Raw genomic sequence first — 23,562 nt, forward strand, 5'->3', positions numbered from 1 at the left:
CCGCTCCCGCTCACACGAAGAGCGGTGCCGGGTTCACGTCTCGCCCCGGGGCCGCCCCCGCAGGACCGCCCCCGCCGCGAGCAGCGTCGTGGTCAGGGTCAGGGCCACGGCACCGGCGAGGACCGTGACGAGGATCCAGGGGGAGCCGCCGGGCAGGGCGGTGCCGAGGACGCTGATGCTCAGGGGCACCAGCGTCGCCCCCGCGACCAGCAGGCCGAGGACGATCCCGGCCAGCGCCACCAGGAACGCCTCGACCGTCATCATCTGCAGGACCTGCCGGCGCGTCGCCCCGATCAGCCGCTGCAGCATGAACTCCTTGCGCCGCTCGGTCGTCGCGAGGACCTGCGTGTTGACCAGGGCGAGTGTCGCGTAGCCCACGACGACGCCCAGGACCAGATACGCCATCCACTCCTGCGTGTCGTCCGCGTCGGCCTGCGCCGCCTCCAGGACCTCCTTGCCGGAGACCTGCAGACCGGGCTGGTCCTCCGCCAACTTGCCCAGTGTGGAGCGCAGTTGGGCCGGGTCGGTGCCGTCGGAGGCCCGCACCGAGATCTGCGGCACCAGACCGCCGTCGGTGTGGCCGACCAGCGTCGACGCGGGGACGAGGGCGGTCTCGTAACCGCGCCGCCCCTCGACCGTGGCGACGAGCTTCAGCTCGACCCGGGTGCCGTCGCCGAGCCGCATCGGGACCAGGTCGCCCAGCTCGTGGTCCTTCGCGTACGCGGCGGGCAGGGCGACGGAGTCGCCGCGCAGCGCGGCCAGGGAGCCGCTCGCCGCCTGGAACGCCGTCGTGCGGTCCAGGCCCTGCGGGGTGACCCCCTGCATCGCCATCTCGGTCGGCTGCGGCCCGGTGTCCTCGCCCTCGCTCGGCCGCATCGGCTCGTCCGGCTCCAGGTATCCGGTCGTCGGGATCTGCGCGGACGCCGCCGCCACCCCGGGCTGTTCCCGGATCGTGTCGACGAGGCCGAGCGGCAGGCCGCCCGAGGCCGACGTCACCACGAGGTCCGCCCGCAGGTTCTCGTCGAACGCCCGCTTGGCGCCGTCGGACTGCGTCGTCTGCAGGTAGATGAGGCCGACCGCCAGGCCGCTCGCCAGCATCACCGGCATCACGGCAGAGGCGAGGCGCGCCGTGCGGGCCCGCGCGTTGTGCGCGGCCAGCTCACCGGCGAGCCCGGACACCTTGCCGACGGGGCGGCGCAGGACGGCGACCAGGGCGCGCACGACCACGGGCCCGAGCAGGCCGAACGCCGCCGCCCACACCATCGCGGCCGGGGTGGCGACACCCGCCGCGTCCGGGCCCGCCGAGCCCGCGGTGCCCCAGGCGAGGGCCGCGCCCCCGGCCAGGCACAGCACCCCGACGATCAGCCGGAACGCGCTGAACCAGCGGCGCTGCAGCGTCGCTTCGGCCAGCGCCTCGGTCGGCCGGGTGCGCGCCGCGGCCTGCGCCGCGATGGAGGCGGAGCCGACGGCGGTGAGCAGCGCCGTGCCCACGCCGACGATCACCGGTACGGAACCGGCCCGGTAGGCGATGGAGTCCGGCACGGCCCCCGCGTCGGCGAACGCGCTCAGCAGCCAGCGCCCGAACCGGGGCCCGGGGACGGTGGCGAGGCCGGTGGCGACGACCGCGAGGAAGAGCGTCTCGCCGAGGACGAGCCGGCGCAGCTGCCCCGGTGTCGTGCCGATGGTGCGCAGGAGCGCCATCTCGCGCTGCCGCTGCTGGATGGAGAGGCCGAGCGTGCCGGCCACGACGAACACGGTGACCATGGCGGAGAGACCGCCGAACGCGGCGGCGAGCGGGATCAGGTCGCTGCCGTCGGCCACCACGCCGGGGTCCTCGGCGCGGCCGCGCTCGTCACCGGTGAGCACCGCGATCGGCGCGCCGTCGACGACCTCGCGCACCGCGGAGGCGACCTCCTGGGTGTCCGCGCCCGGGGCGGGGAAGACGCCGATGCTGTCGGTCCTGCCGACGAGTCCGGCGACCTGGGCGGCCACCGCGTCGGCGAGGAAGACGTCGTCGCCGTCGTCGGGTCCCGTGGCGATGCCCGCGACCCGGTAACTGTGCTGCGCTCCGTGGACGAGGAGCTGCACCCGCTGGCCCGTGCGCACCCCCGTACGGTCCGCGAGCGCCTTGCCGAGGACGATCTGGCCGTCCGCGGCGGGCGCGGCGCCGTCCGTGAGCTCGTACGGGGAGAGCTTGGCGGAGGACCAGCCGTGGCCGGTGACCTTGCCGCCCTCGGCGAGGGCGGCCGGGAACGACAGGTCCTCGACCGCCGATCCGACCCCCGGCACCTTCTCGATCTTGTCGGCCAACGCGGCGTCCATGCGCAGGCGTTCGGGGAAGACGAGCTCCTGCTGGGTGTACTTGTAGCTCTGGTCGCCGGTGACGACGACGGGGGCGGCGGCGAGCCGGTGCGGCGGCGCCGCGTTGTGGATGCCCGTCTCGAGCAGGCCGCCGGAGCCGATGACGATGACGGCACCGAGGAACAGGGCCACGAAGGAGGCGACGAAGCCGCCCGTGTGGTGGCGCAGGGTGCGCAGCGCGATCCTGATCATCGGCGCACCTCGTGCCCGGTGGAGCGCATCGCGAACGGGTCGCCCCACGTGCCCAGCTTCTGCATCTGCTCCGTGACCTGCTCGACGCTCGGCCGCTCCAGGGCGCCGATCAGCCTGCCGTCGGCGAGGAAGACCACCCGGTCCGCGTAGGCGGCGGCGACCGGGTCGTGGGTGACCATGACGATGGTCTGGCCGACCGCGTCCACCGACTGCCGCAGCAGCGTGAGGACCTCGGCGGCGGTACGGGTGTCCAGGGCGCCGGTCGGCTCGTCGCCGAAGATCACCGCGGGCCGGGTGACGAGCGCCCGCGCGATGGCGACCCGCTGCTGCTGGCCGCCGGAGAGCTCGCCAGGGCGGCTGCGCCGCTTGTCCGCCAGACCGACCTGCGCGAGGACCTCGTCGACCACGGCCCGCTTGGGGCGGGTGCCCGCCAGGCGCAGCGGCAGTGTCACGTTGTCCACCACGTTCAGCGCCGGGAGCAGGTTGAACGCCTGGAAGACGAAACCGATGCGCTCGCGGCGGAACTTGGTGAGGGACTTCTCGCGCAGGGAGGCCAGATCCACCCCGTCCAGGTGCACGGAGCCCGACGTCGGCCGGTCGAGGCCCGCCGCGCAGTGCAGGAAGGTGGACTTTCCCGATCCGGAGGGGCCCATGACGGCGGTGAAGCTGCCCCTCTCCAGGCTGATGCTGACGTTGTCGAGTGCCGTCACACGGTTCTTCGAGCCGCCGTAGAGCCGGCTGACGGTGTCGAGCCGGACGACCGGCTGGGCATGCGGGTCCTGTGTCCCGTTCATGGGTGTCCTCACGGGCTCGGAGAAGGGTGCCCGACGATCGTCGGGGCCCGCGCTGGCGCCCTGCTGAGGGCCTACTGAGGTTCCGCTGAGGGGATCCGGAGGGGGTCCACCACCTGGTGGACCCCGAGTTCAACCGGTCGCCGCTGTCGGCACCACGCCCCGCGCGACGACGATCGACGGCATGAAGAATCTCCCTGTACGCATGGCCCGTTGGAGCGCCGCCCGCCCCTGGCGCGGCATCGTCGGATGGCTCGTCTTCGTCGTCCTGTGCCTCGGCATCGGCATCACGGTCGGCACCAACCCGGCGACCACCGAGGACTTCCGGATCGGCGAGGCAGGACGCGGCGAGGAGATCGCCGCCGAGGGCGGACTGCAGCAGCGGCCCGTCGAGCACGTCCTCATCACCGCGAAGCCCGGCGGCTCCTTCGACGTCTCCGCCGCCGACGCGGCCGCCGCCGATGTCGCCGCCCGGATGAAGAAGCTGCCCGAGGTGCGCACCGTCGCCGACCCGGTGCGCGACGGGGCAGGGACCGCCGTCCGCGTCACCGTCACCATGAAGGGCGCCGAACTCGACGGCAAGAAGCACGTCGACCCGCTCCTCGCGCAGACCGCCGCCGTGCAGAAGGCCAATCCCGAGCTGCGCGTCGAGGAGACCGGATCGCCCTCCATCAGCAAGGGCGTCGACGGGCTGCGCAGCGACGACCTCTCCCGCACCGAGGTCATCGCCCTGCCGGTCACCCTCGTCACGCTGCTGCTCGTCTTCAGCTCCGTGGCGATGGCCCTCGTACCGCTGCTGCTCGCGCTCTCCTCGATCGCCTCGGCAATCGGCCTGTCGATGGTCGCCTCGCACGTCTTCCCCGACGCGGGCGTCGGCACCAACGTCATCCTGCTCATCGGCCTCGCCGTCGGCGTCGACTACACGCTCTTCTACCTCAAGCGCGAACGCGAGGAACGGGCCCGCGCGGGCGGCAGGCTGAGCCCCCAGGCCGTCGTCGAACTCGCCGCCGCCACCTCAGGGCGCGCCGTCGTCCTGTCCGGACTCGCGGTCGCGATCTCCAGTGCCACCCTCTACCTCGCCGACGACGTCATCTTCTCCTCCATCGCCACCGGCGCGATCCTCGTCTCCCTCGTCGCCGTCGTCTCCTCCCTGACCGTGCTGCCCGCCCTCCTCGCCTCCATGGGCAAGCGCGCCGAGCGCCGTGCCGAGCGCCGCGCGGCCCGCGGGCTCGCGCCGAAGAAGCAGAAGACGCACAAGAACGGACCCGGCCGGCTGACCGCCGCCGTGCTGCGCCCCGTCGCCAAGCACCCCGCCGCCACCCTGCTGGCCACCGTCGTCGGGCTGCTCGCCCTCGCCGCCCCCGTCCTCAACCTCAAGCTCACCGACATGGGCCGCGAGACGCACTCCCGCTCCATCGTCGCCATGCAGGTCTACGACCGTCTCAACGCGGCCTATCCGGACCTGAAGTCCATGCACCAGATCACCGTCCGCGCCGACGCCGGCCGCGCGCCCGAGGTGAGCGCCGCCCTGCGCGCACTCGCCGCCGACGTGAAGGACGACCCGCGCCTGAGCGGCACCTCCACCCTGCGCACCTCGCCGGACCAGCGCATCAGCATGCTGCAGCTCCAGGTCCCGCACTACGTCAGCAGCGACGAGGCGCAGTCCTCCCTCAAGGACATCCGCGACAGGTTCGTGCCCGGGACCGTCGGCAAGGTGCCCGGCGCCGAGACCGCCGTCACCGGCGACGTCGCCCGCTACACCGACTACCCCACCCACCAGGAACAGAAGCTGCCGCTGATCATCGGCGCCCTCCTCCTGGTCACCTTCGCCATGACCGTCTGGGCGTTCCGCTCCGTCGTCCTCGGCCTCGTCGGCATCGTCCTCAACCTGCTGTCCGCCGCCGCCTCCCTCGGCATTCTCGTCCTGGTCTTCCAGGACACCTGGGCCGAAGGGCTCGTCGACTTCACCTCGACCGGCTCCATCGGCTCCCGCGTCCCGCTGTTCCTCTTCGTGATCCTGTTCGGCCTGTCGATGGACTACCAGGTCTTCGTGATCAGCCGGATCCGTGAGGCGGCGCTGAGCGGAGTCCCCACCCGCAAGGCCGTCATCGAGGGCATCGGCTCCTCCGCCGGGGTCGTCACCAGCGCCGCCGTCGTCATGGTCACCGTCTTCGCCAGCTTCGCCGCCCTGCACCTGATCGAGATGAAGCAGATCGGCTTCAGCCTCGCCGTCGCCGTCCTCCTGGACGCGTTCATCATCCGGATGCTCGTCCTGCCGTCCCTGATGCTCCTGCTCGGCGAGGCCAACTGGTGGCCCTCGCACTCCGTACGCCGCGCCCGCGCCCGCGTGGACGAGCGACCGACGTCGCGCCCTCTGGAGCCGGTGAGCTGATGGCATCGGAACGAATCCCTACGTGATCCACATCCCCCTCGCTTAAGCTCCCGCACGGGTGTACGGAGCCCGGGGGAGTCGGGGGAGAAGGGGGAAGCGACCATGGTGCGCCGACAGCGAGCCCTGAAGGCGACCGAAGCGGGCGGGGACCCCGGGCCACCGGCCGAACCGCTCGTCAGGAGCGGCGACTTCCCCGCCCCCAGGCTGGGCCGCCTGGTCCTGATCGCGGCCCTGCTGTGCTACTTCAGCATCACCCTGCTCAACATCCTCAGCTCGCACAGTTCCATCGCCGAGGTGAGCGCCGCCGTCCTGTGTCTGCTCGCCATCCTCGGACTGCAATGGCTGCACTCCCGGCCCGGCGCCCACCTCGCCTCCGTACGCCGCAAGACCCTCACCCTGTCCGCCCAGGCGCTTCTCACCTATCTCCCCCTGCTCGTCTTCCGCACCCAGTGGGGCTCGATGGCGGGTTTCCTCGCGGGCTCGCTGCTCCTGCTCCTGCCACCGGCCCGGGCCTGGCTCATGTACGGGGCCGTGGGCGCGTCGATGCTGGTGCCGCCGCTGGTCGGTGATCTCGGCGTCGTCGAGACGTTCTACTACGTCCAGTCCACCCTGCTGACCGGCCTCGTCGTCTTCGGCCTGACCCGGCTCGCCGACCTGATCCGCGTCCTGGACGAGACCCGCACCGAGCTCACCCGCGCGGCCGTCACCAAGGAGCGCCTGCGCTTCGCCCGCGACCTGCACGACCTCCTCGGCTACAGCCTCTCCGCGATCACGCTCAAAGGAGAGCTGATCCACCGGCTGCTCCCTGCGCACCCCGACAGCGCCAAGGCCGAGGTGGAGGACGTGCTCACGATCTCCCGCCAGTCGCTCGCCGACGTGCGCAGCGTCGCCAGCGGCTACCGCGACATGTCGCTCAAGGACGAGATCGACTCCGCCCGGACCGTGCTCGGCGCCGCCGACGTGCGGGTCGACGCCCACATCCGCATCGGCGGGCCGGGACCGGAACTGGAGCAGGAACTGGACACCGTGCTCGCCACCGTCCTGCGCGAGGCGGTCACCAACGTCCTGCGCCACAGCCGCGCCACGTACTGCGCCGTCACCGCCGAACGGAGCGCCGGACAGGTGCGACTGAGCGTCGTCAACGACGGGGTGACGACGGGTCACCGCGACCCGTCCCCGCACAGCGGCAGCGGTCTGGGCAACCTCTGGACGCGGCTGAGCGCCGTGGGCGGCGCCCTCACCGTCGACCAGGACGACCACACCTTCCGTCTCGCGGCGCGGGTGCCCGACCGGATACGGTGACGCGGAAGATCGCTGTGCCGTCGGGGGAGGTGCGTCGCGGTGATTCGCATACTGCTCGCCGAAGACATGAACATGATCCGGGGAGCGCTCGTGGCGCTGCTCGCCCTGGAGAGCGACCTCGAAGTCGTCAGCGAACTGGAGCGCGGGGACGAGATCCTCGCCGCCGCGCTCGACGTGCGGCCCGACATCGCGGTGATCGACATCGACCTGCCGGGCCTGGACGGACTCAGCGCCGCCGCCCAGCTCCGGGAACGCCTGCCCGGGTGCAAGACGCTGATGCTCACCAGCCTCGGCCGTCCAGGCACCCTGCGCCGCGCCCTGACCGCGCAGGTCGACGGCTACCTCCTCAAGGACGAGTCGCCCGCCGAACTGGCCCGCGCCATCCGGCGCGTCGTCGCCGGCCACCGGGTCATCGACCCCGAACTCGCCCTCGCCTCCTGGAGCGGCGCCCAGTCCCCGCTGACCGAGCGCGAGACCGAGGTGCTGCGCCTGGCCGCGGAGGGCTCGGAGGCCAGGGAGATCGCCTCCGCCCTGCATCTGTCGACCGGAACCGTGCGCAACTACCTGACGACCGTGGTCACCAAACTGAACGCCCGCAACAGGGTCGACGCGATCCGCATCGCCCGCGACGCGGACTGGCTGGTCTGACCCGCTCCGCGCGGCATGTCGACTACAGCGTGGCCAGCGTACGGTCCGGGGCGTCCAGCAGCGGCTCCCCGGCCAGCACCCAGCGGTGCAGCTCCTGAAGGCGCCGCGACGGCTCGATGCCCAGCTCGCGCACCGAGGTCTCACGCAGCCGCCGGAACGACTCCAGCGCCTGCGAGGGACGGCCGCTGCGGTACAGCGCCACCATGAGCTGCGCGTGCAGGCTCTCCTGCAACGGGTGCAGTGAGGTCAGCGCGATCAGCTCACTGACCAGATGGACGTGGCGCCCGAGCCGCAACTCCGCCTCGATGCGCGACTCCACCGCCGCCAGCCGCACCTCGTCCAGACGCAGCGCCTCCGCCCGCAGCGTCCCCGACGTCCGTACGTCGCCCAGGGCGGGCCCGCGCCACAGGGCGAGCCCGTCGGACAGCAGCCGCACCCCGCGCTCGTCGTCCCCGTCCGCGAGCGCCTGATGCCCCTGGCGCACCGACAGCTCGAACTCCCGCGCGTCCGTGCGCACTTCGGGCATGCAGAGCCGGTACCCGCTGTGCCCCCGGACCAGGATCTCCTTGGCGTCGAGGCACGGGCTCAGCCGCGCCACGGCCGCCGCGATCCGCTGCCGCAACTGCTTCACGTACGTCTGCACGGCGGCCGAAGGACCGGCCGGCGGGCACCCCTGCCACAGCTCCTCCGCGATGGCGGCCATCCCCACCTCACGCCCGCCGCCGACCGCGAGCAGCGCCAGCAGTCTGCGCTGCTTGCTCGCGCTCGGGACGATGGACACATCTCCCACGGAGGCCGCGAACGGCCCCAGCAGCCCGATCCCCAGATACGCCATGGCGCTCCCTCTCTTTCTGGATGGCGCGAGCCTGGCACGCGGCGTCGCCGCGCCGACAGTGAGCCACCCAGGAGAAGGGGGTGAAGGTCGGCAGCCCACGGACATGAGTTCTTCATACGGGCCAGGTCAGGGGCCAGGCCAGGCGCCAGGTCAGGGGCCAGGTCAGGGCGGGAGAGCAGGCGGCGCCGAGCTCTGCCCGAGCCCGGCGCCGCCCTCGCCCTCCGTCAGAGGGTCACTCCCTGACCCCGGCCAACTCCACGGCCCGGCGCCGCATCGCCAGCGAGGCCGGGGCGACGGAGAACACCCCGGCGAGCACCGCGCAGGCCCCGACGGCCGCCCCGATCTCCGTCCACGGCAACTGAACCGGGCTCCACACCGACCGCAGGCCGAGCGCGCCCCACATCCCGGCCAGATTGACCCCGGCGACCACCAGCCCCAGTACCCCGCCGACCGCGACGACCATCAGCGCCTCCGCGCCGACCAGCCGCAGCACCTGCCATCGGGTGGCCCCGGCCAGGCGCAGCACGGCCAGATCGCGGACCCGGTCGGACGTCGCCATCACCATCGTGTTGGCCAGTGAGATCCCGGTGTACAGCAGGGCGATGCCGAGGACCAGCAGGAAGCCGTACCGGGTGGTGCGGTTCGTCTCGGGGTAGGTCGCCGCCACCCACTGGTCCTTGGTGAACACCTCACCGCCCGCGGGCCCCACCGCCGTGCGCAGCGCGGCGGCCACCGCGGCGGTGTCGCCGCCGCCGGCGAGCGAGACGTCGACGCGGTCCACGGGCGCGCGGGGCGCGTTGGCCGGGGTGACGTAGACGCCGTTGTCGCCGGTGCCGGTGGTCATGACCGCGGCGATCCGCAGCGACTTCCTCGTGCCGTCCCCGAGCCACACGGTGACGTGCCGGCCCACGGTGTGCTCGGCCCACTCCTCGTTGACGATGATCGAGCCGTCGTCGAGGTCGGTGACGTCGCCCGAGGCCAGCGGCAGTCGCGCCGTCCGCGCGAGCGGCCCCGCCCGCACCGCACGCGCATCCGACCTGATCAGGGCGGTCCCGTCCTCCAGGACGTACACGGCACTGGCCGCCGACGGCGCCACCGTCGCCCCTTCGAACGCCCCCTCGACGTCCTTGAGCCGCCGCACCGTCGCCGGATCGAACCCGGCGTCCCCGGCCGAGAGGACGACGAAGTCGGCCGCGGTCCGCTCGCGCACCTCGGTGGCCTTGGCCTCGTTCAGGGTGGCCGTCGCGCCCAGCAGCGAACCGGCGAGGGCGACCGTGACCAGGACCGGCGCCGCGACCGCCGCGGTGCGCCGCACACCCGCCGCCGCGTTCTCCCGCACCAGCATGCCCGCCGCGCCCGGCAGCTTCGCGGGCAGCCAGGCGAGGAGCCGGGTCAGCGGACGCACCAGGACCGGGGCGAGCAGGGCCACCGCGGTGATCAGCAGCATCGGACGGCTGACGTAGGTCTTGCGGTGCAGCAGCTCGCCCGGGTCACCGGCCAGCGCGAGCCCCAGCGTCACCACCGCCGTCAGCAACAGGCTCGCGCCGAACAGCCAGCGCCCCCACGTCATCGCCTTGCTGTCCACCGCCGCCTCGCGCAGCGCCTGCGTGGGGCCGGTACGGCCGGCCCGCCAGGACGCGGCGACCACCCCGAGCAGGGCGACCAGCAGCCCCGTCCAGAACGCCATGTGGAAGGGCCAGGTGTAATCGCCGATGGCGAACCAGCGCGGCGCGAGCCCGCCGTCCACCACCCACGCGGCCAGGTGCGGGGCGCCGTACGCGCCGAGCACACAGCCGGCCGCCGACGCGAGGACCCCGAGCACCGACGCCTCCGCGATCACCATCCGGCGGATCTGTCCCGGCGTGGCCCCCGCCGTGCGCAGCAGCCCGAACTCCCGCCGCCGCTGGGCGACCGCGAAAGCGAACGTCGAGGCCACCACGAACACCGACACGAAGGCGGTGACCCCGCCCGCCGTGCCGAACATGGCGTTCATCGCGGTGAGCGCCTCACTGTCGCGGTCCGGGTCGGCGTCGGCGCGACGGCGGTCGGCTCCGGTGAGCACGCCGACCCCGTCGCTGCCCGCGACCGCCGCGCGCACCGCGCCCGCGTCCGCGTCCACCACGAGCTGGGTGCTGACCGGTGACAGCTGCGCGGCGCGCGCGTCCGTGTAGAAGACGGCGTCCTCGAATCCGAGCCCGGAGACCGTACCGGCGACCGTCACAACGCCCCGGTCGGTACGCACCCGCCGGCCCGGCTCCGCCCAGTCCCCGCTGGTGACGACCTCGTCGCCGGTGCGCGGCGCGTGCCCCGCGGACAGCTCGTACGGAGCGAACGCGGCCGTCGACCACGGGTGCCCCACCAGATTTTCGGGCCCGCCCTCGGCCCGTACGGGGAAGGAACGGTCGGCGACGACCCGGCCGAGCTCCGCCAGCTTCGCGGTGACGGCGCCGGGCACCGGCCGTGGCTGCTCCAGCTTCTGCGTACGGTCACCGATCGACGTCGGCACCCGCAGGACGTCCTGGCCCTGGACGACGACCGGTGCCGCGGCGAACCGCTCCGGCTGCCGCTCGGGCGCGTCAAGGGACGAGGCGAGCGCCAGGCCCATCACGGCGAGCAGCGCGACGCCCAGCGAGAGCGCGACGAAACTGCCCACGAAGGTGACCCAGCGGGTGCGCAGGGTGCGCAGCGCGACACTCAGCACGGCACGGTCTCCAGCTTCGTCATGCGGGAGGCGATGTCGTCGGCGCTCGCCCCGATCAGCTCGCCGTTGACCCGGCCGTCGACGAGGAAGACGACGCGGTCGGCGTAGGAGGCGGCCACCGGATCGTGGCTGACCATGATGATCGTCTGGCCCTCGCGGTCGACCATGGAGCGCAGCAGCGCGAGCACCTCCCGGCTGGTCCGCGAGTCCAGGGCGCCGGTCGGCTCGTCGCCGAACAGCACCTCGGGGCGGGTCACCAGCGCGCGGGCCAGGGCGACCCGCTGCTGTTGGCCGCCCGACATCTCGCTGGGCCGGTGACCGGCGCGCCCGCCGAGCCCGACCTGCTCCAGAACCTGCCGGACCTGCGACTTGGGGACCCGCCTGCCGGCCAGCTTCAGCGGCAGGGCGACGTTCTGCTCGGCGGTCAGCGACGGCATCAGGTTGAACGCCTGGAAGACGAACCCGATGCGCTCACGGCGCAGCAGGGTCAGCTTCGTCTCACTGAGCCGGGTCAGCTCGGTGTCACCCACCATGACCGATCCCGACGTCGGCCGGTCGAGCCCGGCGGCACACTGCAACAGGGTCGACTTGCCGGACCCGGAGGGGCCCATGACCGCGGTGAACGTGGCCCGGGGAAAGGAGAGCGACACCTCGTCCAGTGCCGTCACGGCACTGCCGCCGGCCCCGTATCGCCTGCTGACGGAGCGCAATCGGATCGCGTCGTTGTTCATTGAGTCCCCACTAGTTGACCACCGCACCGAGGATGCGAGGGCACCGTGCGCCAGCACATGTCCTGCGAGCCGACCTGTCATCGGGACGCCGCCACCCTTCGTTTTCGCTGTGGGCCCACGAAACCGCGCGACGGCCCGCCCACGCAGTGCGGCTGGACCGAGACTTGAGGTAGGGCCAGGCATACCCCCGACCCGATATCTGTCCCCCTGGCCCCGCCCGCCATCGGACTCCTACGGTGCCGCCATGCACCCTCGCAACGTGTGGCAGGCCATGTCCCGCCCCGGCTACCTGCGCACCGCCTGGCCCTGGCGCAGCGCCGCCTACCTCGTCACCGGCGCGGTCGCCGGAGCCGTCGTCCTGGTCGGGATCGTCGTCACCGCGGCGCTGGGCGGCGTGCTCGCCGTCGTACTCGTCGGACTGCCGCTCCTCGTGCTGACCGCGCTCGCCGGACTGCCGGTCGCCTGGGCCGAGCGCCGCCGCCTCGGCCTCGTCGACCTGGACCCCGCCCCCGCCCAGCACCGCGCACCCGACACCCGGGGGTTGTGGGCGTGGCTCACCACACGCCTGCGTGAACCGGTGACCTGGCGCGAACTCGGCTACGCCCTGCTCTTCGCCGGCCTGCTGTGGCCGGTGGACGCCCTCGCCGTCACCGTCGCCCTGCTCTTCCCCCTCTCGATGATCGCCACCCCCGCGATGATGGCGACGGCCGGCGGCGGCGACGAGGCGAAGGTCCTCAAACAGTGGACGGTCACCACCTATCCCGCCGCCTTCGGCATCACCGTCCTCGGACTCGTCCTGCTGGCCCTGTGCGCCTACCTCCTCGGCATCGCCGCCGGCGCCCGCGCCGAACTGACCCGGCTGCTCATCGCCCCGCGCGACGCCGACCTCGGCCACCGGGTCGTCGAGCTGACGCGCTCCCGCGTCCGGCTCGTCGACGCCTTCGAGGCCGAGCGCCGCCGCATCGAACGCGACCTGCACGACGGCGCCCAGCAACGCCTCGTCGCCCTCACCATGACCCTCGGCCTGGCCCGCCTCGACGCCCCCGAAGGACCCCTCGCCGACCAGCTCGCCCGCGCCCACGACGAGGCCGGCAAAGCCCTCGCCGAGCTGCGCGAACTCATCCACGGCATCCACCCCAAGGTGCTCGGCGACTACGGCGTCGAAGCCGCCGTCAGCGACGCCGCCGACCGCTCCCCGGTCCCCGTCGACATCGATCTCGAGCTGCCCGGACGCTTCTCCCCCTCGGTGGAGGCAGCCGCCTACTTCGTCGTGTGCGAAGCCCTCGCCAACGTCGCCAGACACAGCGGAGCGGACCGCGCGCACGTCAGCGGCGGCTGGCTCGACGGACGCATGACCCTGCGCATCCGCGACAACGGCCAAGGCGGCGCCGACGCCCGCGGCGGCAGCGGACTGACCGGACTCGCCGACCGCGTCTCGGTCCTCGATGGCAGACTCTCCCTGTCCAGCCCGCCCGGCGGACCGACCGAGCTGAGTGTGGAGTTTCCTTGCGAGCTGACCGACCCGGCCGATCGCTGCGCGTAGTCCTGGCCGAGGACAGCGTCCTGCTGCGCGAGGGCCTCATCGGCCTGCTCGACCGCCTCGGCCACGACGTCGTCGCCGCCGTGGGCGACGCCCCCGCGCTGATCGCCGCCGTCGAGCGGCACTCACCCGACATCGTCGTCACCGACGTCCGCATGCCCCCCGGGTTCCAGGACGAGGGCCTGCACGCGGCGGTCCAGCTCCGCAGGCAGCACCCCGCGCTCCCCGTCCTCGTCCTCAGCCAGTACGTGCAGCGCACCTACGCCGCCGAACTCCTCGACTCCGGCGACGGATCCGGCGTCGGCTACCTCCTCAAGGACCGCGTCGGCCAGGTCGAGGAGTTCGTGGACGCCCTGTGCGACGTCGCCGACGGCGGCACCGTCGTCGACCCCGAGGTCGTCCGCCAGCTCCTGCGCCGCCGCCGCGACCCCCTCGAACGGCTCACCCCGCGCGAACGCGAGGTCCTCGCCCTCATCGCGGAAGGCAGGTCCAACGGCGCGATCGCCCGCCAACTCGTCGTCTCCGAAGCGGCCGTCGGCAAACACATCAGCAGCATCCTCACCAAACTCGACCTCCCCCAGGCCGACGAGACCCACCGCCGCGTCCTGGCGGTCCTCACCTACCTACGATCCTGAGCACGAGCCTGAGCACGAGCCTGAGCACGAGACTGACCACGAGCGTGACCACAACCTGACCGCAGGGTGATCCGCACCCGCGCGCTACCTTTGGCCGGATGCAGCCACAACAGCCCCACACCGCCCCTGCTCAAGCGCCGTCACCGACGGCCCCGCGCCCGCGCAACCGCACAGCAACCGTGATCGTCTCCCTCGCCGCCGGGCTCGTCATCGGCGCCGGGGCAGTGACAGCCGCCTGGCTGCTGAACGACGACGACAGCAGCGCCACCGCCGGGGCAGGTGCGGCCGGTGACGCGCGCGCCGCCTGCCAGGCACTCGACGGCTTCGACGAGTCCGCGTACACGCAGAAGGGCCCGGCGGGCGAGATAGCCCTCAACCGCTACGCCGCGGCAGGCGCGCTCTCCGCTTCGGCGGCGGCCGACGACGCCACGTACAAGCCGCTCGCCGAGGCCATCCGCCGCTCCCAGGTGCGGCATGCGCGGGTCTTCGAGTTCGACGCGACGGTGAAACGGGACCTGGAGAAGGCACGCAGCATCTGCCGGGACCTCTGAACGGTCACTCCTCCGCGCACCTCTTCTACGGTCGCCCTTACCGCACCTCTACGGTCACTCCTCACCCACGACGACCACTTGGTCCCCTGCGGCCCAGCGGCGGCGCTCCCCCTTCGCCGGGTTGATCCGCACCCCGTACCCGGGACCGGTCGAGGACTCGGCGCGGACGCGATAGCCGATGGCGCACTGCCCGCGACGACGCGCCGCGGCCACGACGGTGGCGAAGGACGTCTCTCTGCCCGGCCGCACGTAGTCGGTCGCGGGCCGCAGGACGATGCCGGTGCCGTCCGCCGAGAACAGTTCGTCGAAGACGGCCGCGAGGAGCCGGTTCTGGGAGATCTGGGCCAGGAGCAGCCCGATGAGCTTGCCGCTGATGATCACGTCCGCCCCAGGTCCGACGGGGGCGAGCGCCCGGCTGCGGTCGTCGACCAGTTCGGTCACCACCGGCAGTTCGCGCCCCGTGCTCTCCTCGAGCTGCCGCAGCAGCAGGAGGGTGACGAGCGTACGAGTGTCGGGGTCGCAGGCCCGCTCATCATCCGGGACGGGGTCCGGGCCGAGGACGATGACACCGTCGTACGAGGCCACGTCCAGGGCGTGCAAGGTCTCGGGACGGGTGAAGTCCCCGTGATGCACAGTGACTTGGAGGCCGGCACCGCGACCGCCGTCCAGGTCATACGTGTCGTTCAAGCCATCTTCCAGCAATGCGTCACCGTGACCGGCCACCACGTCCACACTCGACCCGGGCCGGGCACGGCGGCGTAACTGGTCGACCATGAGCGGCACCCGGCGATTGCACCCCAGCAGAAGAATGCGCTTCGGCCCGGCGGACGCGGCGGGTCCGTCCGTCATCGCCTCCCCCTCCACCAACTCCTCGCAGCCCTCCAGCAGGGCCGTGTCGTCGTCCTCGGAGATGAGGACGATGAGGTCGCCCGGGGCGATGACCGTCTCCGGCGGGGGATTGAGCAGCGGCACGCCCCCTCGCACCACCCCCACCGGGCTCGACGCCGCGTAGGCCAGCAGTACGTCCCCGAACGGACGGCCGACGAGGGCGGGCTCCTCGACCAGATAGAACTCGTCGCCCGCGAAGTCCAGCAGCTCTTGATGGACGAGGGAGAGCCCCGGGCAGTACACCGCCTGGACGATCAGCCGGGCGGTGACGGCGTCGCTCTCCAGGACGGCACCGCCCGGTCCGGCGGCGAGACCGGCGGCCAGCCGGAACCGGCCGTCCCGCACAGCGGCGACAACGGGCGGCTGACCCGTCCCCCCGGCGTCCGTCTCCGCGGCGAGCACCGCCCTGAGCGCCAGCAGCGTCTTGACCACTTCCGCATCGGCGTCGGGCTCGTCGCACGGCAGCACCAGCACCACACCGGCGGTGGCCGGACTGGTCAGGGCGAGCACGGACGGATCAGTGGGAGGACCGCTGCGACAGATCAGCCGCATACGACCGAGGGAGCCCTGACCGAGGGAGCCCCGTCCGAGGGAGGCCAGTTCCGCCGCCAGGGCCTCCTCCATGAAGGTCTTGTCCCGGTCGGCGAGGACCGCCACCGTCGCCCGAGGACGATTGCGGTTGGCGGCCACCAACTCTCCCACCACCGTGTAGACCTGCTCCGACCAGCCCAGAACAACGGCGTGCCCCTCTTCGAGGACGGTGGACCGGCCCCGGCGCAACGCGGTGAGCCGGTCCGTGAGCGCGGTCGTGATCAGCCCGACGAGCGTCGACACGTACAACAACGCGACCAGGGCGAGCAGCAACGTCAGCGACACCCGCAGCGGCGGCCCCGTCCCGGCACCCAGCCGCAACGTCTGCCCGGTCAGCCGCCACACCTCCGCCAGCCGGCCCGTCACCGACACGGGTGCGTGCGGGTCGGTCCACACCAGCACCGCGTTGGCCGGGACGACGACGGCCAGGCACAGCACCGCCATCCACCCCACGAGAGCGGCGGCCCCGCGCGCCAACGTACGGTCGAACCAGTAACGCGCCCGGTCACCCAGCCGAGAACGGCGCTGCGCCACCCTTCTCCCCTCCCGCGTCGAACTCCCCGTGAACAGTGACAAACACGGGTGTGCACACATGTCTCGCAGTGTGAGTGGTGGGTCGCCACGGCGGACGGTGTTCGATCGGCGTTCATTCCTTCGGGTCCGCCCCTTTCCCTGCGGCGCCGCCGCGACCGACCGGACGAGGGGAGTGACACCGGCACTTGGCCGGGCTCACCCGCCATCCGCGACAAGGGGCGTGAGCGCGCGCAGCCCCGCCACGACCTCGCTCGCCCCCGGCGCTTGCTCCGGATCGGTGAGCCACTGGGTCATCAGGCCGGTGAAGAGGGCCAGTTGCGTCGCGCCGAGGGTACGGGCGGTGACGTCGTCGACCTCGTCCTCGGCCGTGCCACGCAACAGCGCGGCGAGTCCGCGCCGCCCCTCGACCTGCCCGCCGGACAGATACCGGCGCAGGTCATCGGAGTGCTCCGCCTGCACCAGGGCCTCGAGCGTCGCGAGCCAGAGCGTGCGGTCGGCGACGAAGGACTCGATCACGGCCGCCCACAACGCCTCGTAGTGCTCGGCCGTGGTCGCGCCCTGAGTGCCGTACGAGGACAGGGTGCGGCCCAGCCGCGTACCCCACTCGTCGATCGCCTCGATGAGCGCGGCCGTCAACAGGGCCTCGCGGGAGCCGAAGTGGTAGCCGATGGCCGCCATGCTCACCCCCGACTCGGCGGCGATGTCGCGCACGGTGATGCGCGCCCAGCCCTTGTCCTCAAGACAGCGTCGCGCTCCGGCGAGCAGATCCGCACGGTTTCCCATGGCGGCACAGGCTACCCGCGCGCTGGCGCACACGCCTCAGACGCTCGATCTATACAAGTGTATTGTGCGTATGCCCAAAACCCGGCTACGGTCATGCCATCGACGCCGACCGCACCGCCGAACCGCGCTCGGCTGACCCCAACCCGCGTACGTAGAAGAGGACTTGCCGTGACCCGTACACCCGCCCCCCACACCGCCGTACCCCGCCGTCGACTCCTCCGGTTCGCAGCGGCAGGCGTCACCGCAGGCACGCTCCTGCCGGTCACCGCCGGCCCCGCAGCCGCGACCCCGCCGACCACCGCAGTCGACGCCCTGAGACAACACGCCGTACCCCTGACAGGACGGGCCGGACAGGCCGGACGGGCAGGATTAGATGCCGTGGCCCGGATGACCGGCTCGGCGCGCGTCGTCGCACTCGGCGAAGCCGCCCACAGCGGCCACGAGTTCTTCACCCTCAAGGCGCGCCTGTTCAAGAAACTGGCGGCGGACCGCGGCTTCACCACCTTCGTCCTGGAGGCGAGCTGGAGCACCGGCCTGCGCCTGGACGCCTACGTGGCAAGCGGCACCGGCGACCCGGCCCGGATCATGCGGGAGGAGTTCCAGGGCCAGTACGTCTTCTGGAACACCGAGGAGTACCTCGACCTGATCCACTGGATGCGCCACTACAACCTCACCCACCCCGACCGCCCCCGACTCCGCTTCGCCGGCAACGACCTCGGCTACCCCGGAGCCAACGCCCACGACCTCATCCACGCCTGGAGCGCCACGCACCACCCCGACCTCACCGCCCGCCTGGACGCCCTCTACGCCCCGCTCAGACCCGCCCCGAGCACCGAGGCCGGCGCCTGGATGGCCCGCCAACTGGCCAAGGACCCCGCCACCCGCCGGGCCGAGGCCGACCGGGCGGACCGGGGCCTCGCGCTGATCCGCTCCTGCCACCGCCCCCACGGACCGGCGGGCCGGGCACACGACCTGGCCCTGCGCACCGCCACGGCCCTCACCCAGACCTTCACCGCGTACGCCTTCCCCGACGACCGGTTCGCCGACCGCATGCGCTACCGCGACCAGGTCATGGCCGACAACACCGCATGGTGGCTCGACCACACTCGCGGCAAGCTCCTCCTCGCCTCCAACAACGGCCACGTCGCCTACACCAGCGACAACCCCGCCGAGTTTCCCGAGCCCACCGGAGCGTTCCTGCGCCGCAGGCTGGGCGCGGACTACGTCAACATCGGCCTGACGTTCGGCACGGGCCGCATCAACGCCCTTCCCGACTTCACCGCCACCGAGCCCCGCACCTACACCGTCCGAACCGCCCCCGCCGACCACAACGAACACACCCTCGACCAACTCCACCACCAGGACTACGCCCTGGACCTCCGCACCGCACCCCCCGCGGCCCGCACCTGGTCGACCACGCCCCGCCCCACCCGCTCCTACGGCCTGTACTGGTCCGACACACACCCACGAACGTCCCTCGCCCACGCCTACGACATAGTGATCCACCTACACCGGGTGACCCCGGGCCACCTCCGCCGAACGCCGTGAGGAGGGGGCCTGCCTGTACGGGCCACGAGTGCGCGTTCCCGTAGCCCGCGAAAGGTGTGGGAGTGGTCAGGCGCCGAGATCGACTTCCCGTGCGTGAGCCGCACGGGCCTACCCAGCGACCGGGCGTAGGCGATCTCGGTCGGCATGCAAGCGCAATTCTCAAAGACGGATTACCGAAGCGTCAGCTTTGCGGTGCGATGCGAAAAATGGGTCGACTGGGGGCGATGCGGCGAAGATCGTCGTCGGTCGCCTTCGGCCCCACGTCGGGGAAGAACACGCGGACCTCCGCCTTCCAGCGCTTCATATAGGCGCGCAGCACCGCGGGCTTGTCGTCGTCGGCGATCTCGGTGGCGGCGAACGGCACGGTCTTCTTGCCCAAGCGCAGCTCTCCGCGGCCCGCGGCCCGCAGATTGTGGGTCCATTGGACGTGACCGCGCGGAGCGAGGAGGTAGGTCTGTCCCTCGGTGGTCAGCACGTGGACGGGCGTGTGGCGCGAAACTCCGCTCTTCCGGCCACGGACGACCAGGATGCGGATACCCCAGAGGCTGATTCCCCGGCGGCACAGCCAGATGACGATGGGATTCGTGACGTGCACAAAGAACCAGCCGGGCTTCTGCAGGTGTGTGTGCGCGGACATCAGGGGGCTCCCTGAAGGAGTGAGATTCCGAGAGCGCTGCTCTCGCTTAGGGGCAGTGTGTGCGTGCCCGACACCCCGCATCAAGCCTCAGCCGCGAAGGTTCTCGTCGCCTTCCACGAGCATGCCGAGGACACCGTCCGGAAGGTCGTGGACACCGAGCCGACCCTCGAACCAACGACCCCAGATGCTCCCACGGTTACGTCCTGGGCCCCCACCTCGCGGCTGGACAGGCTCTGACTCGCATACGGTCCCGGTCAGCTCCCAAGATGAACTCCCAGGTCACGACACTTCAGTCTTCTGTGGCAGGGACTGAAGGGACTGAACTTCGCAGTTAGGAGCGGCGCGTGGGCGGGGACTTGAGCCTTCAGTCGCTGCGGACCGTGTCCGCCGTGCCTCCCGGCCGGTGCGCGCCCTGGTGCCAGGCGTAGACGCGGACGGGATCGAGGTGAAGTTCGTTGGGGCCCAGGCAATCAGCCGCCCAGGTCGCCAGGCGCGTTCCGCAGACGCAAGCGAGATTGGGGCCGTGCGCGCCGGTGGGGCCGCAGCATCCGAGCCAGTTGTCCCCGCGCGTGAAGGATCGCAGGCGGGGCAGAACGTCGTCCGGGTGGACGACGATGGTGCCACGCGGACCGGCGGAGACGGTGACCCCGCTCCGCAGCAGCTCGCGGCCAGTATGCCGGGCAGGCCGACACGGTGTGGCGGCTGTGACGAACGGGGCACCCCACGGGTGCGGGTCGATGGCGTAATGCCCGAGCGGGACGGTGGAGCGCGCCCGGCCGGTTTCCTTGTCCCGGCCGCGATCCGGGTCGTCGACGTCCGGGACGACCGGCAGGGCTGTCAGGTCTGCGGTGAGCGCGGCCCCGCATTTGGAGCAGAAGAAGACGGACACGCGTCGGGTTCTACCGTGCAGCGGGCCGGGAGGTCACGCGATTTCATCTGGCCCACGCGCGGCCGCGCGGCATGCACCCGCGCATCTGACTCCAGCCAGCACCCTGGCTCCTGCCGCCCCGGACGTGGACCAGGCGTAGCGGCACCCCACCCGGACAACTCGTAGAAGTCGAGGTCAAAGCACACTGGTGCGCGGACTGGTGCGCAAAGTGGTGCGCGGACTGGTGCAGGTTTCCAGGGCGTACCAGTCGGCCCCGACGCCCCCGCTCGATCGTCACACGGCATCCGAACAACACACCCGCCCGCACAGGCTGACGGCCCCTGACCCAAACACCGGTCAGGGGCCGTCGCGTCATGTCAGGGCGTCGTGTCAGGGCTCAGCACGTGATTCCCGTGATCAGCCGAGGGCCTTGACCGCCTGGTAGTACGTCCAGGCCAGCGAGTTGCACGCGGTCTTCTGCACCGAGCCGAGAGGGGCGCAGACCCGCTTCAGGTCCTCGTAGAAGGCGCTGTCGAGGCGGGACTTGTTGGCGTCGAAGGTGCCTATCGCCTTGTAGTTGCGGTAGCCGAAGTCGTGTCGTGCGCAGGAGAGATCGAACTTGAAGCCCAGCGGGTTGTCGGGCGAGCTCGAGCAGTAGTCGGTGCTCCAGTTGAAGCCGTAGGCCGCCCAGGCGCCCTGATTGTTGCGTGCGGCGATGAACGCGTTGTAGCTGGAGGCGCTGGTCTGCGTCCAGGACGAGAGCACCTGGGGCTTGTCGGCGGGGGCAGCGGTGGCGGGGGAGCTGAACACCGTGGCGGCGAGCAGGGCGGTGGCCGATACGCCGATGCCTCTGGCGACCTGACGGTTCACGGGTACCTCCGGGGTGAAGTGTGTCCTGATGGAGCCTCAGGAATCACACCAGTCTCGGAGTTGCCTGCATAGCGCGCACGGAGCACGACTTGAGTCGCGCCTCCTGACCGGGCTGTGCGACACAGTGCGCTGGCGCCTGAAGCGGGCCCATTGCCCGAACGTGCGGAACGGCCGTACTCGATCGCGCCCGCCACCGAAAGGCACAGCAGCGCACGCCGGCGCCCCTGCACAACATCCGTCACACCATCGGTACCGCAATCTGTTCCACCATCGGTTACACCATCTGTACCAACATCCCGCAGTACCTCCCGCTCTCCCGGAGGTTTATTCCCGCAGGTCAGGTCCCCTTTTTCGGGCCGTCGCGGACTCTGACAACCCCGTACACGCACCCCCGACCGTCCTCAGCAGAAGTAAGAGAGGAAGAAAGCAGGCAGCAGGACGGACGGCGGCGCGCGCCCAGCGGAACGGGCGCGCTGCCCGTTGACTGCAGGCCCGTGCGACCTCGTCGATCGCCACCTGCGTCTGCCAAGGGCCCGCCAGGTCCGCGGCGGCGGACTGGTGCGCGTCGGTGCGGTCGGGATGGGCACGTATCCGGATCGACCGAAACCGATCACCGCCGGCCGACGGGTGAGCGGGACCCCGAGGGTCCCGCAAGGCCGGGGACGGAATCCCCTGGTCCCGGAATCGACCTGCTCGAGCCGTGCTTGAGGCCAGGTTCTTTGTACCCGGCACGGGGTAACCGGTGACCACGGCACGGTTCGTCTTCAAGGGGATGCAAGGGGATGCCCGACGGCTGACAGGGCGGACCGGGCACAGTTCGCGAACAGTGGGGGTATGGCGTGCGGGGATTCTGGGAGCGTCGAGGAGCGCAGCGCGCACAGCGCGTGCATGTCGCCCATCGTGCCGCGCAGCTTCGGACCGCAGCGGACATCGCGATCTCACGGGCCCGGCGCCGCACCGGCACCACGACAGCACCGCCGCAGCCGGACATACCGGTACAGGTCGCCGAGGTCGTCCGGGTGGCCCAGGAGCACTTCGGTATCCGGGCGAGCACAGACGAGGCAGCCACAGCACTGCGCCAGCGTCTGCTGCTGCGCGCCACGGCACGGCCCAGAACGGGTGAGGGCGAGAACGAAGCCGCCAACGGCTGATCCGGCGCCCGCCCGCCCGAAGCAGAGATCCGCGTCGGCGCCGGCGGGGGACCGAAGCAGGCTCCACGCCACCCGTGACAGCCCGATGAGCCGCGCCGGACACAGCCCGCCCGCAGCATCCCGCCCGCCTGGTGCACGGCCTCGTCCCACGGCTTCACACGCGCCCACCGTCATCTGCGACAATCACAGACATGAACGCAGCATCCACCGCCCTGGAACCCATCCTGTCGATCCAGGCCCGCGAGGAATACCGCGCCCTCAACGATGACCAGGCCAGCATCGTCGACCGCGCCATCGGGATGCTGGCGCGCAACCCCGAAGCCCGCGGCACCGTGGACGAGGGACACGGAGCCCGCCGCGCCTTCGTCTCCCAGGATCTCCAGATCCGCTACGGCACCCACGAGAACTTCCTCGTGATCGCCGAGATCATCGTCACCGGCGGCGGCTTCCTGCTGGGCGGCGGCGCATGACGATGACGCCGGAGGAACTACGCCGGCTGGAACGCGCCGAACAGCGCGCCGACTCCGCCCTCGAACAGTGCAGAACCCTCGCTCAGCAGCTGTCGGACCTGCACAAGCGCCTCGCACGCCTCGAACGCGACTGACACAACACCCTGCCCGCTCAGCGGCGTCTGCCTCACACCGGTCGCCCTTGAGCAGTAGCGGCACCCAGGTGCAGAGTCGCTCCGCAGGGGGCGGTCACCACGTCCGGTGCACGCCTGCCTTGCTGCCGGTCACCAGGCTTGCGGGTGGAACGTCGTCGGCCACGACGGCGCCGGCGGCGACCACGGCGTCACGGCGTCACAGCCAATACTGACGCCGGGCAGGATCGTGGCACCGGCGCCGATCCACACGTTCTCCGCGACGTCGATGTCGATGGGTGCGCCGGGGAGGTACAGCCGCCGCTCCTCGGGATCGACCGGGTGGCCGCTGGTGATGCGAGGCCGCCCTGGGGTGCCGTCCTGTCGGCGCCGGAGCGCCCCTGCCCGATGGTGAAGAAGTGGCCGGTGCCCG

20 protein-coding genes and 1 pseudogene are annotated in these 23,562 nt (G+C 71.8%); 10 read left to right on the forward strand and 11 right to left on the reverse strand.

The genetic code is table 11. The features are described 5' to 3' along the window. Window positions 1-33 precede the first annotated feature (33 nt). Together N5I75_RS40235 and N5I75_RS40240 are read right to left on the reverse strand one after the other, a co-directional pair. Window positions 34-2,553, reverse strand: coding sequence for an ABC transporter permease (locus N5I75_RS40235; RefSeq protein ID WP_476685479.1), 2,520 nt, complete (start codon window positions 2,551-2,553; stop codon window positions 34-36). Beyond that, window positions 2,550-3,347 carry an ABC transporter ATP-binding protein gene (locus tag N5I75_RS40240; RefSeq protein WP_476685480.1) on the reverse strand — a complete coding sequence of 266 codons (798 nt, stop codon included), beginning with the start codon at window positions 3,345-3,347 and terminating at the stop codon, window positions 2,550-2,552. Before N5I75_RS40240 ends, N5I75_RS40235 begins: the two co-directional genes overlap by 4 nt. Window positions 3,348-3,528: 181 nt before the next feature. Here N5I75_RS40240 and N5I75_RS40245 point away from each other — a divergent pair, with 181 nt between their 5' ends. The 3 genes from N5I75_RS40245 (at window position 3,529) to N5I75_RS40255 (ending at window position 7,686) form a co-directional block, all read left to right on the forward strand. Next, on the forward strand, window positions 3,529-5,736 hold the full coding sequence (locus tag N5I75_RS40245; RefSeq protein WP_476685481.1) for an MMPL family transporter: 2,208 nt from the start codon (window positions 3,529-3,531) through the stop codon (window positions 5,734-5,736). Between the two features lie 102 nt (window positions 5,737-5,838). Next, a complete protein-coding gene (locus tag N5I75_RS40250) occupies window positions 5,839-7,038 on the forward strand; it encodes a sensor histidine kinase (RefSeq protein ID WP_476685482.1) in 1,200 nt (399 codons plus the stop codon). A 39-nt stretch (window positions 7,039-7,077) separates the two neighbouring features. Further along, a complete protein-coding gene (locus N5I75_RS40255; RefSeq protein ID WP_476685484.1) occupies window positions 7,078-7,686 on the forward strand; it encodes a response regulator transcription factor in 609 nt (202 codons plus the stop codon). 22 nt (window positions 7,687-7,708) lie between these two features. Here the strand turns inward: N5I75_RS40255 and N5I75_RS40260 are convergent, their stop codons facing one another. From N5I75_RS40260 to N5I75_RS40270, 3 genes are all read right to left on the reverse strand, one after another. Further along, the gene (locus tag N5I75_RS40260) at window positions 7,709-8,521 is read right to left on the reverse strand and encodes an AfsR/SARP family transcriptional regulator (protein ID WP_476685485.1); all 813 of its coding nucleotides are present in this window, start codon (window positions 8,519-8,521) and stop codon (window positions 7,709-7,711) included. A gap of 232 nt (window positions 8,522-8,753) precedes the next feature. Continuing rightward, window positions 8,754-11,222 carry an ABC transporter permease gene (locus N5I75_RS40265; protein WP_476685487.1) on the reverse strand — a complete coding sequence of 823 codons (2,469 nt, stop codon included), beginning with the start codon at window positions 11,220-11,222 and terminating at the stop codon, window positions 8,754-8,756. Beyond that, complete coding sequence (locus tag N5I75_RS40270; RefSeq protein WP_476685489.1) at window positions 11,216-11,953, reverse strand: ABC transporter ATP-binding protein; 738 nt, start codon at window positions 11,951-11,953, stop codon at window positions 11,216-11,218. The genes N5I75_RS40265 and N5I75_RS40270 overlap by 7 nt, the downstream gene beginning before the upstream one ends. 271 nt (window positions 11,954-12,224) lie before the next feature. On the opposite strand from N5I75_RS40270, the gene N5I75_RS40275 reads away from it, so the two are divergent. The 3 genes from N5I75_RS40275 (at window position 12,225) to N5I75_RS40285 (ending at window position 14,679) form a co-directional block, all read left to right on the forward strand. Continuing rightward, complete coding sequence (locus N5I75_RS40275) at window positions 12,225-13,496, forward strand: sensor histidine kinase (protein ID WP_476685524.1); 1,272 nt, start codon at window positions 12,225-12,227, stop codon at window positions 13,494-13,496. Further along, the gene (locus N5I75_RS40280) at window positions 13,460-14,128 is read left to right on the forward strand and encodes a response regulator (protein ID WP_476685490.1); all 669 of its coding nucleotides are present in this window, start codon (window positions 13,460-13,462) and stop codon (window positions 14,126-14,128) included. Before N5I75_RS40275 ends, N5I75_RS40280 begins: the two co-directional genes overlap by 37 nt. 98 nt (window positions 14,129-14,226) lie before the next feature. After that, window positions 14,227-14,679: a hypothetical protein gene (locus tag N5I75_RS40285; RefSeq protein ID WP_476685491.1), complete on the forward strand. Its 453-nt coding sequence runs from the start codon at window positions 14,227-14,229 to the stop codon at window positions 14,677-14,679. Window positions 14,680-14,733: 54 nt separating this feature from the next. On the opposite strand, the gene N5I75_RS40290 is transcribed toward N5I75_RS40285, so the two are convergent. Beyond that, window positions 14,734-16,692, reverse strand: coding sequence for a CASTOR/POLLUX-related putative ion channel (locus tag N5I75_RS40290; protein WP_476685493.1), 1,959 nt, complete (start codon window positions 16,690-16,692; stop codon window positions 14,734-14,736). Between the two features lie 195 nt (window positions 16,693-16,887). Beyond that, window positions 16,888-17,475: a TetR/AcrR family transcriptional regulator gene (locus N5I75_RS40295; protein ID WP_476685495.1), complete on the reverse strand. Its 588-nt coding sequence runs from the start codon at window positions 17,473-17,475 to the stop codon at window positions 16,888-16,890. A gap of 387 nt (window positions 17,476-17,862) precedes the next feature. On the opposite strand from N5I75_RS40295, the gene N5I75_RS40300 reads away from it, so the two are divergent. Further along, window positions 17,863-19,023 carry an erythromycin esterase family protein gene (locus N5I75_RS40300; protein WP_476685526.1) on the forward strand — a complete coding sequence of 387 codons (1,161 nt, stop codon included), beginning with the start codon at window positions 17,863-17,865 and terminating at the stop codon, window positions 19,021-19,023. A 181-nt stretch (window positions 19,024-19,204) separates the two neighbouring features. On the opposite strand, the gene N5I75_RS40305 is transcribed toward N5I75_RS40300, so the two are convergent. The 3 genes from N5I75_RS40305 to N5I75_RS40315 all read right to left on the reverse strand — a co-directional run bounded on the left by N5I75_RS40305 (window position 19,205) and on the right by N5I75_RS40315 (window position 21,374). Then, a complete protein-coding gene (locus tag N5I75_RS40305; protein ID WP_476685496.1) occupies window positions 19,205-19,660 on the reverse strand; it encodes a nitroreductase family deazaflavin-dependent oxidoreductase in 456 nt (151 codons plus the stop codon). Window positions 19,661-20,024: 364 nt separating this feature from the next. Further along, a complete protein-coding gene (locus N5I75_RS40310) occupies window positions 20,025-20,549 on the reverse strand; it encodes a hypothetical protein (RefSeq protein WP_476685498.1) in 525 nt (174 codons plus the stop codon). 396 nt (window positions 20,550-20,945) lie between these two features. Then, window positions 20,946-21,374 carry a phospholipase gene (locus N5I75_RS40315; RefSeq protein WP_476685527.1) on the reverse strand — a complete coding sequence of 143 codons (429 nt, stop codon included), beginning with the start codon at window positions 21,372-21,374 and terminating at the stop codon, window positions 20,946-20,948. A gap of 908 nt (window positions 21,375-22,282) precedes the next feature. Here N5I75_RS40315 and N5I75_RS40320 point away from each other — a divergent pair. The 3 genes from N5I75_RS40320 (at window position 22,283) to N5I75_RS40330 (ending at window position 23,153) form a co-directional block, all read left to right on the forward strand. Beyond that, window positions 22,283-22,549, forward strand: coding sequence for a hypothetical protein (locus N5I75_RS40320; protein WP_476685499.1), 267 nt, complete (start codon window positions 22,283-22,285; stop codon window positions 22,547-22,549). Window positions 22,550-22,740: 191 nt separating this feature from the next. Next, the gene (locus N5I75_RS40325; RefSeq protein ID WP_476685501.1) at window positions 22,741-23,019 is read left to right on the forward strand and encodes a hypothetical protein; all 279 of its coding nucleotides are present in this window, start codon (window positions 22,741-22,743) and stop codon (window positions 23,017-23,019) included. Then, window positions 23,016-23,153, forward strand: a complete 138-nt coding sequence (locus N5I75_RS40330) for a hypothetical protein (RefSeq protein WP_476685503.1) — start codon at window positions 23,016-23,018, stop codon at window positions 23,151-23,153. The genes N5I75_RS40325 and N5I75_RS40330 overlap by 4 nt, the downstream gene beginning before the upstream one ends. Window positions 23,154-23,247: 94 nt before the next feature. Here the strand turns inward: N5I75_RS40330 and N5I75_RS40335 are convergent. Next, a pseudogene (locus tag N5I75_RS40335) lies at window positions 23,248-23,486 on the reverse strand (sugar O-acetyltransferase); the annotation flags it as partial. Window positions 23,487-23,562: the final 76 nt, after the last annotated feature.

The organism is Streptomyces sp. R818 (genome assembly GCF_056172735.1).